Source organism: Bifidobacterium sp. W8110 (genome assembly GCF_016101375.1).
GTDB classification, from domain to species: domain Bacteria; phylum Actinomycetota; class Actinomycetes; order Actinomycetales; family Bifidobacteriaceae; genus Bombiscardovia; species Bombiscardovia asteroides.
This window is the reverse complement of the sequence record NZ_JACFQO010000002.1, coordinates 424,661-437,720: the sequence shown is the minus strand read 5'-3', so window position 1 is coordinate 437,720 and position 13,060 is coordinate 424,661. Positions and strand designations below refer to the sequence as shown.

Here is a 13,060-nt window from a genome sequence, read left to right as displayed (position 1 = left end):
TCGTGAACGAGTTCACGTCTCAGAGAACCTTCTTGACCATCGAGGTGATGGACCCCATGAGCGAACCGACATCGTCAGCCCCACCCCGGCAGGAGGCCAGATCCTTCTACAGCTATCTGATTGCTGCCCTGGCCTCTCTCGCAACGCTCTACGCCAGCCTGGTCCTGTCAGCGGAAACGCTCCAGCTGGCACGTCACCCCCAGGGCCAGCTCAGCTGTGACATCAACTCGGTGGTCTCCTGCTCCGCCGTTGCCCAGTCCTCCCAGGCCGAGCTGATTCGCTTGGGCACACTGCCGGTCCCCAACGCCTTTCTGGGACTGATGGCCGAGTCCGTCTTCCTGACGCTGGCGGTAGTTGGCCTGTGCAGGATCAAGATGCCCACGCTGCTGGCAGCGGGAACCTGGCTGGCCTCGCTTGCTGCGCTGGCCTATGCACTCTGGCTGTTCACCCAGTCACTCTTCGTCATCCACGCCCTCTGCCCCTGGTGCCTGGTCATGATCTTCGCCACCAGCCTGCAATTCATGGCCTTCAGCCACGCCACGGTCATCCAGCAGGATCTGCCGCACAAGCGGCCAGGATGGTTGCAGACGTACTACCAGCGGCACTTCGACCTGATGGTCGACCTGATCTGGCTGGTAGCCTTGGCAACCATCGTCCTGGCTGTGGAAGGATCCGCCCTCTTCGGCTAATCAGCAGCCGGGAACATGCTCCAGGGTCACATGCTCCAGGGTCAGACGGGCCACCATTCTGGCCGGTCCTGTCAGCCATGCATCCTGCGAATCCACGTCCACCTTCAGACAGCCTCCACCTACCTGAATGATCCAGTGATCGACACCGGTCAAAGCTCGAAGCAGCACGCCGCTGGCGCACAGACCGGTCCCGCAGGACAAGGTCTCGCCCACTCCACGCTCATAGACCCTCATGGTGGCCCGACCGCTGCCATTGTCGGCATCCAGGGCATCCAGACGTAGGAATTCCACATTCTGCCCCTCAGCCAGCCCGGGCCTGACCTGCGGGGGAGCCGACAGATCCAGATTGGCCAGGTCAGGCAGATCAGCTCTGGCTAACAGGTCGGTCACGGTTCCGGGCAGCACCCCAGCCTCCAATTCGGCAGCGGCTGAGGCCAGAACGACTGCATGGGGATTGCCCATATCCACCATGGTGCCGGGAGCCGAGCCGCCTAAAGCACCGCCGTCGACCAGCTGTTGCCCCACCGGGCCCAACCGCCATGCCCCGACCTTGACCTTGAACACATGATCGCCATCGCACTTCATCGGACTGCACGAGACGATCCGCTTGACCCCGGCTCTGGTCCCCAGCAGGAAGGAGGAGCCCTCCATGGTCGGCGTCAGCCCCTGCTTCTGGGCGAAGAGGGTGACGGCCCGCGTCCCGTTGCCGCACATCTGAGCCAAGGAACCGTCCGCGTTGCGGTAGTCCATGAACCACTGACAGCCGAAGCGGTCGCAGGCATCCACCTGCTCCTGGTTCAGGTCGCTGACATCGGCCGGGTGGGTCAGCCGGATCACCCCGTCGGCTCCGACCCCGAAATGCCGGTCGCACAGCCATCGCACCTGATCGGCCGTAGGTTCCAAATCCCCCCGGGGATCGGCGTAGACCACGAAATCGTTGCCGGTGGCTTGCATTTTGTAAACAGTCCGGGGAATACTCATGCTTGTAGCGTACGGCCCTTCGGCGACAGACTAGGCTGGTTCTTCGGCTGCGAAAGGAGCGGATCACATGGCATCAGATGCACCGATCGGGATCTTCGACTCCGGGCTGGGCGGTCTGAGCGTCACCGCAGCCATTCAGAACCTGCTGCCCCAAGAAAATCTGCTCTACTTCGGCGATTCCGCCTATGCCCCCTACGGCACCAAGGAGCCGGAACAGATCGCCCAGCGCTGCCAGGTCATCGGCGACCGGTTCATGGACCAGGGCGTCAAGGCCATGGTCATCGCCTGCAACACCGCCACCAGCGTCTGCGTGGATGAGATGCGCCGACGTTACCCGGTCCCGGTCATCGGCATGGAGCCGGCCCTGAAACTGGCTTGTACACGAGGCGGGGGCCAACCCCAGCGGGTTTTGGTCACCGCCACCCCGCTGACCTTGAAGGAGGCCAAGTTCTCGCGTCTGATGGCTCGGTTCTCCGGCAGGCACACCATCCTCACCCAGCCCTGCCCGGACCTGGTGACCATTGTGGAGTCTGACAGACTGAACGACCAGGCACTGGTCGATGCCACCCTGCACCGTTACCTGGACCCCTATGATCTGCAGACCCTGGATGCCCTGGTCCTGGGCTGCACCCACTTCGTCTTCTTCCGTCAATCCATCGCCCGTATCTGCCCGCCGGAGCTTGCGCTGATCGACGGCAACCCTGGGACGGCCCGCCACCTCAAGGATCTGCTGCTCCACGCCGATGCCCTCAACCAAGGCCCCGACCCGGGCAGGGTACAGATCGCCAACTCCGATTCCTCACCGGAAATGCTGGATCTGTCCGAGCGGCTGCTGGCCTCCTGCCGCCCCTGAACGGCTTGTCCTACGTCCGCGCATAAGCTGTCATCAAGCGCGGAATCTGTCTGGAATCGAGGTGCTCATGGCACGCAAAGGAACAGCCGTCATTGACGTAGGCGGCGGCTACCGGTCCATCTTCGGCGCCGGCGTCTTCGACCGCTGCATGGAGCAGGGCATCACCTTCGATCACTGCTACGGGGTCTCGGCCGGCAGCGCCAATCTGGCTTCGTTCCTGTCGGGCCAGCTCAGACGCTGCTACCGCTTCTACACCGTATACTCCTCCCGCAAGGAGTACGCGAGCGTGAGCAACTTCCTGACCAAGCACACCTTCGTCGACCTGGACTACGTCTACGGCAAACTGTCGGCCCATGACGGGGAATGCCCGCTGGATTACCAGGCGCTGAAGGCCAACCCGGCCCTGTTCACCGTAGTGGCCTGCAAGGCCACCGATGGATCCACCGTCTACTTTGACAAGTCAGACCTGGCCCAGGACAACTATGACATCCTCAAGGCCTCATCCACAGTGCCTGTGGCCAATAAGCCCTATATGATCAATGGCGTGCCCTATCTGGACGGCGGCATCGCCGACCCTGTCCCGGTCCGCAAAGCCATGGATGAGGGCTATGAACGCATTGTCCTGGTACTGACCCGCCAGAGGGATATTCTGCGAGAGCAGAAGAAGGATGTCCTGCCCGCCCGAATCCTGGCCAGAACCTATCCGGCGGCCGGCGAGCGCCTGATGGAGCGCTACCGCACCTACAACGACGAGGTGGCCCTGGCCAAACAGGCCGAAAAGGAGGGTCGGGTCCTCATCCTGGCCCCGGACAGCCTGTGCGGACTGACCACCCTGAGCAAGTCGCTCAAGGGACTCAACGCCATGTACGACAAAGGTTATCGGGCCGCCGAGGCCATAGCCGACTTCCTGGAAAGCTGAACAACTCCCCGCAGGTTCTGCCTTGCGGGGAGTTGTTCCTTTTCACTGGATCTTACAGAACCGGCGTACCGGTCCCGCCCTCTGTGCCCGCACTCCTGCGGCCGTGGCGGGGATCCGCGCTGCCCTGGGTGCTTTGTGCGGTCATCAGCGCTGCGGTCATCTGATTGAAGAGCTCGTTGTATCCACCGGGGGTTGACGCAGGCAGGACCAGGGTCTTGGCATTGCCGGATTCGGCCAGCGAGCGCATCACATCCAGATACTGGTTGAAGAGCACCACATTGTTGACGGCGTCGATATCCATGCCCACTGCCCGCAGGCTGTTGATCTGGTCCACAATGCCGTTGGCGATCTCACGCCGGTAGTTGGCCTGGCCCTCGCCCTGCATCCTGGTCTTCTCGGCATCGGCCCTGGCCTGGGTCTCTATCTCGATCCGACGGGCCTCGGCACGCTCCTTGGTGGCCTCCTTCTCGCGCTGGGCCGCGTTGATCGAGTCCATGGCCTGCTTGACCTGGGTGGAGGGGTCGATGGCGGTGACCAGGGTCTTGATGACCGAGAACCCAAAGCGCTGCATCTCCTTCCCCACAGTCTTCTGCACGTCTGAGGCGATGTCGTCCTTGCGGGCGAAGGCGTCATCCAGGCTCAGGGCGGGAATGGCCGACCTGAGGGCATCCTCCATGTAAGAGCGCAGTTGGCCCGCCGGGTCGACCAGCTCGTAGTATGCCGTAGACACGTTGGCCGCCTCCACACGGAACTGTGCGGAGACCTCCACAGTGACGAAGACGTTGTCCTTGGTCTTGGTCTCCAGCTTGACGTTCAACTGGTTGACCCGCAGGTTGGTCTTGGCGGCGATTCGATCCACCAGGGGGATCTTGGCGTGGATGCCCGCCAGCACCACCCGATGGTACTTGCCGAAGCGCTCAATGACGTCCGCCTGCTGCTGGGGCACCACGAAGATCCCCAGGAGGAAGATGATCAGCGCCAGAACCAGCACGGCGATCACAATGGCGATGCCTAGATGCATGAGTGTTCTCCTTCGAGCTTAAAACCCTTGGGGCCGGACCTGAAAACCGCACCATTCCGGCCTTTCCTCTCATCACCATACATGATGGACTCGTCTGAATAACCGGTTCGGGCACACCAGCGGTAATAGACTCGGCTTAACAAGGCTTCAACTCGAAAGGATGAACATGGCAAAACTACGCGGCATCGACGCCGAAATCTTCCCCCTGGTGCTGGGCGGCAACACCTTCGGATGGACCAGCGACGAATCCGAATCTGACCGGGTCCTGGACGCTTACACGGAAGCCGGAGGCAACCTGATCGATACAGCTGACGTCTATTCGGCATGGGCCCCCGGCCACTCCGGCGGTGAGTCCGAGATCGTCATGGGCCGCTGGCTGTCCAAGAACGGCAACCGCGACAAGGTCCTGGTGGCCACCAAGGTCAGCCAGCACCCCCAGTACTCCGGCCTGTCAGCCAGGAACATTGAGGCCGCCGCCGACGCCTCCCTGCTCAGGCTGGGCCTGGATGTGATCGACCTCTACTACGCCCACTTCGACGACAGCTCCACCCCCCTGGAGGAGACTGCGGCAGCCTTCGACAAACTGGTCAAGGAGGGCAAGGTCCGGGCCATTGGAGTGTCCAACTACACCCCGGACCGGATTCGTGAATGGTTCAGCATTGCACGCAAGGAGGGCTTGACCCTGCCGGTGGCCCTGGAGCCCCAGTACAATCTGGTCTATCGCAGGACCTATGAGAATGGCCTCATGCAGGTTGCCAAGGACGAGGATCTGGCGGTCTTCCCCTACTTCTCGCTGGCTTCGGGCTTCCTGACGGGCAAGTACCGGACCCTGGACGACCTCAAGGGCAAGAAGCGCGAGGGCATGGTCAAGGACTTCTTCACCCAGGAGGGACTGGATGTGGTCGCCGCCATGGACGGCATCGCCAAGGCCCACGGGGTCGAACTGGCCACCGTAGCCCTGGCCTGGCTCAACCATAGGCCTGGGATTGCAGCCCCTATCGCTTCCGCACGCACCCCCGAGCAGCTGCCGGCCCTTCTGGCCGCTGCCCATCTGAAACTGAGCGACCAGGATATGCAGACCTTGGACCAGGTCAGCGACAAGGTCAAAGGCTGATCAGCAGCCGGTACTCCATCGCGGTTGCCGGCAGCATGGCCAAGCGTGGTGCAGACGAGCACCGAGCCAGGCAGAGCTTATAGCAAAGGGCTTCCATCCGATACAGGATGGAAGCCCTTTGTATGCAACGATGATCAGGCCTTGACCAGGTCCACCTGCGGCTGGTCGAGATTGCCGGCATTGACGGTCAGGTTGGTGGCCAGGGTCTCGCGAGCGATCAGGTCGCTGAACTGCTGGGCCTTGGGGGCATCCTCAGCAGGCAGAGTCAAGGTCAACCGGATCCGGTCGGCGATGTCCAGACCAGCGGTCTTCCGGGCATCCTGAACCTGGCGGATCAGATCGCGGGCATAGCCCTCGGCCAAGAGGTCGTCGTCCAGCTGGGTGTCGAGGATGACGAAACCCCCAGTGGGGAGAGCTGCGGAGGCCGACCTGTCGGCCTGGGAGCCATCCTCCTGTTCGATCCGGTTGTCCAGCTCGTATTCGCCAGGTTCCAGGGCCACCGGTCCATCGGGGGTAGTGACGACCACATGTCCGTCCTGCTCTGACCAGTCGCCCTGCTTGGAGGCCCGGATGACGAACTGGACCTGCTTGCCCAGCCGGGGTCCGGCCGCACGGGCATTGACCTTGAGATCGTGGATGATTTGCAGGCCATGCCGGCCGGCCTGATCCAGGGTGCAGAACTCCACATCCTTGATGTTGAGCTCGGACTTGAGCACATCCACGTAGGGGCGGGCGGCATCAGGGTCACGAACCACCACGGTCAGCCGGGACAGGGGCTGGCGGACGCGGATCTGCTCGGCCTTGCGCAGGGCCAGGGTGGCCGAAACCACCTCGCGAACCTTCTCCATGGCGGCTACCAGAGCAGGATCGTCGCGCAGGACCTGTCCCAGCTGGGTCTCCTGCCCGGTGGCCTCGTCGGCCAGGAAGGGCCAGTCGGCCAGGTGGACCGACTCGCCGCCGGTCAGACCCCGCCAGATTTGCTCGGCTTCCATGGGCGCCAGGGGGGCCAGAACACGGGAGAAAGCCTCCAGGACCGTGTAGAGGGTGTCGAAGGCCTGGTGATCCTCGCTCCAGAAGCGATCGCGATTGTTGCGGATGTACCAATTCGTCAGCACATCGATGAAGTCGGTCACCGCATCGCAGGCCTCGGAGATGGCGAAGTCGTCCAGGGCCTTCTGCACCGACTGGATCAGCCGACGGGTGCGTGCCAGCAGGAAGCGATCCATCTCCGGCAGGCTCGCCACCCGGTCCGGCGTCAGCGCCTGGGCCTGGTAGCCGGCACCCTTGTTGGCCGCGTTGGCGTAGAGCGTGTAGAAGTAGTAGGAGCTCCAGACCGGCAGCATGACCTGACGGACCGTGTCGCGAATGCCATCGGCGGTGACGACCAGGTTGCCGCCGCGCAGGATGGAAGAGCTCATCAGGAACCAGCGCATGGCATCGGATCCGTACTTGTCGAAGACCTCGTTCACATCCGGGTAATTGCGCAGGTGCTTGCTCATCTTCTGGCCGTCGGAGCCCAGGACGATGCCGTGGCAGATCACGTTCTTGAAGGCCGGCCGGTCGAAGAGGGCCGTGGACATGATGTGCATGGTGTAGAACCAGCCACGGGTCTGACCGATGTACTCCACCACAAAATCGCAGGGATCCCTGTCTTCGAAATACTGCTTGTTCTCGAAGGGGTAGTGGAACTGTGCGAAGGGCATGGAGCCCGACTCGAACCAGCAGTCCAGCACATCGGTGATCCTGTGCATGGTGGACTTGCCGGTGGGGTCGTCGGGGTTGGGCCTGGTCAGCTGGTCGATCCAGGGCCGATGCATGTTGATCTGCCCCTTGTCATCGGTCGGGTAGCGGCCGAAGTCCCGCTTGAGCTCATCCAGGGATCCATAGACATCCACCCGGGGGTGCTTGGGATCGTCCGAGACCCAGACCGGAATGGGTGAGCCCCAGAACCTGTTGCGGGAGATGGACCAGTCGCGGGCGTTGGCCAGCCACTTGCCGAACTGGCCGTCCTTGACATTCTCGGGGATCCAGTTGATCTGCTGGTTGAGGGCCAGCAGGCGGTCCTTGATCTTGGTCACGGAGACGAACCAGCTGGAGACCGGCTTGTAGATCAGCGGGGTGCCGCAACGCCAGCAGTGGGGGTAGGAGTGGACGTAGCTCTTCTCCTGGAAGAGGAGAGCCCGGTGCTCGGCAGGAATCCGTGCCAGGGGGCCGTCGCCTGCGCGCAGGTTGCGCACGATGGGCATGTTGGCCTCGAAGGCCTGCAGGCCCTGGTAGTCCGGGCACTGCTCGGTGAAGACGGCCCCGGCATCGAGGACGTCCACGCTGCGGATGCCCTTGGCGTTCAGGGTGTTCATATCGTCCTCGCCATAGGGAGCCTGGTGGACCAGGCCGGTGCCCTCCACGGTGTCGACGTAGTCGGCCGTGTAAATGGTATAAGCATTGGGGCCGGGGGTGCCGCCCTCGGATTCGGCCTGTTCCCCGGCGAAGTAGGGGAAGACCGGCCAGTACCGCCAGCCCTCCATCCGGGACCCCTTGAGGGTGCGGACCACCTGGTAGTCCTCCCCCAGCTGCTTGGCGTAATCGCCCAGACGGGCCGTGGCGATGTAGAAGCGCTTGCCGGCGAAGGGCCCCGACACCGGACTGACCTCCGAGTACTCGATGTCAGCGCCGACAACGATGGCAAGGTTGGTGGGCACGGTCCAGGGAGTAGTGGTCCAGAAGACCGCATAGGCATCCTCGTCCCTGAGCTTGACGGCCACGGAGACGGTGGTGTCCTGCCGGTCCTGGTAGACATCGGCATCCATGCGCAGCTCGTGGTTGGACAGCGGCGTCTGGTCCTTCCAGCAGTAGGGCAGCACGCGGTAGCCTTCGTAGGCCAGGCCCTTCTCATACAGGGTCTTGAAGGCCCACATGACCGACTCCATATAAGAGACATTCAGGGTTTTGTAGCCATGGTCGAAGTCCACCCAGCGAGCCTGACGGTGGACGTAGTCCTTCCACTCGCTGGTGTACTTGAGCACCGAGGCGCGACAGGCGTCATTGAACTTCTCGATGCCCATCTGCTCGATCTGATCCACGCTGTCGATGCCGAGCTCGCGCTGGGCCTCCAGCTCGGCGGGCAGACCGTGGGTGTCCCAGCCGAAGACCCTATTGACCTTGTGGCCCTTCATGGTCTGATAGCGGGGAATGACATCCTTGACGTAGCCGGTCAGCAGGTGCCCGTAGTGGGGCAGGCCGTTGGCGAAGGGCGGGCCGTCGAAGAAGACGAACTCGTTGTCGGCGTGATCACCGGACGGGCGACGATCCACCGACTTGTTGAAGGTGTCGTCATGATCCCAGTAGTCCAGCACGGACTCCTCCATGTGGGGGAAGGAGGGATTGGGCGTCACCTTGGCCAGAGCCGGGTCCACCACCGCCTTGGGATAGACTTCGCCATCCCGACTTGTCGCATCTGAGGTATCAGTGGTCTGATTCACCGTTCACGCTCCTCGCTGGTCGTTCATATCGCCATGTCGAGGACGAGGGACCCATGGGGCCCACCGCGGTACCACCTCGCTTGCCCGGCCAATGACCCGCGCCGGACCGCTTGATCTGGGCTATGCGGGCCCACCCGTCGGTTCTACTGAGGACCGCCGCAGGCGATCCTGTTCTTCCGAGGGCTCCCCGCTGATGACGGATCAAGGCCCATTGGTGACCAGATTATACCATCCTCAGGAAACCGGTCTCGCCCGTTCGCATAACGAAACGGTCGTCAGGACTGGAAAAGATCGGGATGGCGCGGATCGCCCGGCAGATCTTCAAGGGTGTCCTCGGCGCCCAGCGCCTGCCGCCAGAAGTCCAGGGAACGACCATAGGGGCTGGCCTTGCCGCCGCGAACCTGCAGGTCGGCCTTGGCTGCAAGCACATCCTCATCGCTCACCCCGTCCAAGAGCGTGGCAAGTCCGGCGAATCGATCCGAGTCATAGAAGATGCCACCGACGACCTCAAGAAGTCGGCTGGCACGTTTCATGGGCAGTGAATCCCAGTGCCTGAGCTCGATGTAATTCTTCAGGCGGACGTCATTGAAGTGCGTGGTCAAAATGTGCGCTATCTCGGCATCATTGAGCCGCCGATCCGGATAGATCTCCCCGGCGTTTTCATGCCAGGCTATGAAGACCTGCTGTCCCTGCGGCCCCTCCACCTCCGGGGTGTGGGAGACATCGGCCACCATGAGCGGAGTGGAGAGCATGTCCACGGCATAGTCCTCCCAGCCGAAGCCATCCTCGAACAGCCCAGGAATCAGACCCGTGCGCTGGGTGTCGAGCCAATCCCAGATCCGCTGACGCCTCAGGGGCATGCGGTTGGGCTTGCCCTCAAAGATTGGAGTGTTGCGGAAGAAGTAGGCCAGGATAGGCCCGATGGCCGTGCCCAGACGAATCTTGCCGATGGCATCGTCCTCGTCCTGGTAGTCGATGCTGATCTGGGTGGAGGCGGTGCTGCGCATCATCATGGGCCCGCACTGGCCGATGCGACCCAAGTAGGTGTTCATGACCGCATAGCGTTCCTTGGGATTGACGCCCACATCCGCGTATGACCCGGCCGGACGGTACCCGTACTCGACCAACCGGAACCCCAGCTGCTCGGCGATGGGGTCGACCTCGGCACGGAAGCGACGGTAGAGGTCTTCGAATTCCCGGCTGTCCCGCACCACACCCAGGGAGCACTCCACCTGGCTCCCGGGCTCCAGTGAGACCACGCAGCCCTGACGACTCAGTCCTACCAGGTGACCGTCCTCCCGATATTCCTTATCGCCGTCGTAGCAAGGCTCCAAGGCCGATAGCAGGGCCTCGATGCCCTGCTCCCCCTCATAGGGAACCGGGCCATCGGACCCGTCGTTGCGGACCGGCAGATGCTCGATCTCAATACCGAAACGCCACTGGGAACGTGGTTTGGATCCTCGTCTGAAGTAGTCGACCAGGCTGTCCACATGCCGCGGATTTGGAACCGTCAACAGGTGCGCATACCCAGCGCCTACGCTTTTCCTCATGCTGTCATGGTAGGAGCGGTCGAGGGCCCTGGGCAACCAACACGCGAGGAGTTCCGCTATCGGATGGTGGTCAGTCCACGGTCACCGTCACGGCCTGCAGGTCCTCCCTCCGCGAGGAGGATCCCACCAGCACCTGGAACTGACCAGGCTCGACCCTGCGGTTGCAGTCGGCATCGACCAGGATCCACTCGGACACCGGTAGATCGAAGACCACCTTCCGGGTCTGCCCTGGATCCAGCTGAATCCTTTGGAAGGCCTTGAGCTCGCGGTCAGCCCAGCTGACTGAGGTCACCAGGTCGCTGATATAGGCCTGGACCACCTCGGTGCCTGGCCGCTTGCCGGTGTTGGTCAGGTCTACAGTCACCCTGACCGTATCCTCGGATCCAACGGTATCCGGTCCATCGACCTGTGGCTTTCCGTAGGCAAAGGTGGTGTAGCCCATACCCTGACCGAAGGCGAAGGCCGGATCCTGCGTCAGATCTGCATAGCGGTCTCCATGCTGGCCCCGGATCTGGTTGTAGTAGACCGGCAGCTGCCCGGCATGCCTGGGGAAGGTGATGGGCAGTCTGCCTGTGGGTTCAACCTTGCCGGTGAGTATCCTGGCCAGGGCACGACCGCCCTGCATGCCCGGGTCGGGCTGCCAGATCAGAGCCCTGGCCGACTGTGCGGACGGGGGCAGGATCAGCGGCTTGGAGGACATGAGCACGATGACCATGGGCTTGCCCGTCTGCGCCAGGGCATCCAGCAGATCGCGCTGAGGACCGTAGAGTTCCAGTGTGGCAGTCGAACGGCCCTCGCCCACCAGCTGGACCACGTCGCCGACCACGGCAACCACCAGGTCGCTCTGTCCGGCCAGGTCCAGAGCCCTGTCGAAACGGGCCTGATCGATTTTTGCCGGGGCCGCCACCTTGGGCCTGGGCTGGCCGTCGGGGAAGAGCTTGCCCGCCGGGTCATCAACCAGACGGAGCACGTCGACGCCCTGCTCGCAGCTGAGCTGCCAGTTTTCCGGCAACTCCTGGCGCAGACCGTCGGCCACGGTCGAGATCATCTCCCGCGGCTGGTCCTTGATCCAGTCGCACTGACCCGAGCCGCCGGCCCAGTCCCCAAGCTGGTTCTGGGCATCATCGATCAGCGGACCCACCAAGGCGATGCTATGTGCTGAATCATCACCAGGACGGCCATCGGCACCCACCCCACCGAACAGGGGTAGGATGCCGTCGTTCTTCAAAAGAACCGCCGACTCCTGGGCCACCTGAAGATTGAGCTCCTGGTGCTCCGGTGAATCGATGACCGCCTTCTGGGCCTCGGGGTTGGGCAACCGCGGATCCTCGAAGAGTCCCATGCGGAATTTCAGAGCCAGGATGTGCTTGACCGCCCGGTCAAGGTCCTCCTCGTGCAGAAGCCCGGCATCCAGTGCATCCAAGGCTCCCTGGTAGAAGCCGGGCGTGGTCATGATCAGGTCGTTGCCTGCCTTGACGGCGGCCGCAGCAGCCCTGGTGTAGTCGGGCTGCACCTTCTGCTCCCAGACCATCCGGCCAACGTTGTCCCAGTCGGTGATCAGAGTGCCCTGGTATCCCCACTCCCCTCGAAGCACGTCGTTGAGCAGCCAGTTGTTGATGGTGACCGGAACCCCGTCGATGGACTCGTAGCCCAGCATGAAGGTGGCTACTCCCTCCTTGGCCAGGCGCTCGAAAGGCGGCAGGAACCAGGAGAGCAGCTTGCGGTGCGAAAGGTCGGCCTCGGAGGCATCACGCCCGCCCTGGGTCTCGGAGTAGCCGGCGAAGTGCTTGGCCGTGGCCAGAACAGCATCCTTGGGCAGGGTTCCGGTCATGGCTGATCCGCCCTGGTAGCCGCGCACCATGGCCGAGGCCATCTCGCCGATCAGGAAGGGATCCTCGCCGAAGGTTTCATCCACCCGGCCCCAGCGGGTGTCCCTGGCTATGCAAAGCACCGGAGAGAAGGTCCAGTGGACGCCTGTTGTGGCGACCTCCTGGGCTGTGGCCCTCCCCATCCGCTGAATCAGTCCAGGGTCGAAAGAGGCTGCCATGCCCAACTGCTCGGGGAAAATGGTGGCCCCTCGGAAGAAGGAATGGCCATGGATGCAGTCGTCGCCGATCAGCAGGGGAATGCCCAGACGAGTGCGGTGGACCGCTTTGTCAGCATTGATCATGTTCTTCGGAGAGACATGCAGCAGGGACCCGGCGTGCTGATCCACCACCTCCTTGTCGACCCCCTGGCGGGCATCCACCTGCATCATCTGGCCCACCTTCTCCTCGCGGGTCATCCGGCCCAGCAGGTCGGCCACTCGCTCATCCACACTCAGGTCGGGATCGCGGTAGGGCAGGTACTCCGTCAACTTTCTTGATGCCATCTGGGCACCTTCCTTTCTTACTGAGCACTGATCCGCTCATATTGGCGTCCGGTCGGACTGAAACCGGTCAGACTGAAGCCGGT

Annotated in this window: 9 protein-coding genes; 4 read left to right on the top strand and 5 right to left on the bottom strand. The window is 62.9% G+C overall.

Annotated features, from left to right (window positions below; all coding sequences use genetic code 11):
• The first annotated feature begins 56 nt into the window (after window positions 1-56).
• Window positions 57-689: a vitamin K epoxide reductase family protein gene (locus H3T88_RS04820; protein ID WP_198203750.1), complete on the top strand. Its 633-nt coding sequence runs from the start codon at window positions 57-59 to the stop codon at window positions 687-689.
• Here H3T88_RS04820 and dapF read toward each other — a convergent pair whose 3' ends face one another.
• Window positions 690-1,670 carry a diaminopimelate epimerase gene (gene dapF, locus H3T88_RS04815; protein ID WP_198203749.1) on the bottom strand — a complete coding sequence of 327 codons (981 nt, stop codon included), beginning with the start codon at window positions 1,668-1,670 and terminating at the stop codon, window positions 690-692.
• Window positions 1,671-1,737: 67 nt separating this feature from the next.
• On the opposite strand from dapF, the gene murI reads away from it, so the two are divergent.
• Together murI and H3T88_RS04805 are read left to right on the top strand one after the other, a co-directional pair.
• On the top strand, window positions 1,738-2,523 hold the full coding sequence (murI, locus tag H3T88_RS04810; RefSeq protein WP_198203748.1) for a glutamate racemase: 786 nt from the start codon (window positions 1,738-1,740) through the stop codon (window positions 2,521-2,523).
• A 67-nt stretch (window positions 2,524-2,590) separates the two neighbouring features.
• On the top strand, window positions 2,591-3,442 hold the full coding sequence (locus H3T88_RS04805) for a patatin-like phospholipase family protein (protein ID WP_015021509.1): 852 nt from the start codon (window positions 2,591-2,593) through the stop codon (window positions 3,440-3,442).
• A gap of 52 nt (window positions 3,443-3,494) precedes the next feature.
• Here the strand turns inward: H3T88_RS04805 and H3T88_RS04800 are convergent, their stop codons facing one another.
• Complete coding sequence (locus H3T88_RS04800) at window positions 3,495-4,463, bottom strand: SPFH domain-containing protein (protein ID WP_015021508.1); 969 nt, start codon at window positions 4,461-4,463, stop codon at window positions 3,495-3,497.
• A gap of 166 nt (window positions 4,464-4,629) precedes the next feature.
• Between H3T88_RS04800 and H3T88_RS04795 the strand changes: the two genes are divergently transcribed.
• Window positions 4,630-5,577: an aldo/keto reductase gene (locus tag H3T88_RS04795; RefSeq protein WP_015021507.1), complete on the top strand. Its 948-nt coding sequence runs from the start codon at window positions 4,630-4,632 to the stop codon at window positions 5,575-5,577.
• Between the two features lie 134 nt (window positions 5,578-5,711).
• Here H3T88_RS04795 and ileS read toward each other — a convergent pair whose 3' ends face one another.
• The 3 genes from ileS to H3T88_RS04780 all read right to left on the bottom strand — a co-directional run bounded on the left by ileS (window position 5,712) and on the right by H3T88_RS04780 (window position 12,977).
• On the bottom strand, window positions 5,712-9,056 hold the full coding sequence (ileS, locus tag H3T88_RS04790; RefSeq protein WP_198203747.1) for a mupirocin-resistant isoleucine--tRNA ligase: 3,345 nt from the start codon (window positions 9,054-9,056) through the stop codon (window positions 5,712-5,714).
• Between the two features lie 275 nt (window positions 9,057-9,331).
• Entirely contained in the window at window positions 9,332-10,606 is a 1,275-nt protein-coding gene (locus tag H3T88_RS04785) for a glutamate-cysteine ligase family protein (protein ID WP_198203746.1), read from the bottom strand.
• 70 nt (window positions 10,607-10,676) lie between these two features.
• Window positions 10,677-12,977: a glycoside hydrolase family 3 N-terminal domain-containing protein gene (locus H3T88_RS04780; RefSeq protein ID WP_198203745.1), complete on the bottom strand. Its 2,301-nt coding sequence runs from the start codon at window positions 12,975-12,977 to the stop codon at window positions 10,677-10,679.
• Window positions 12,978-13,060: the final 83 nt, after the last annotated feature.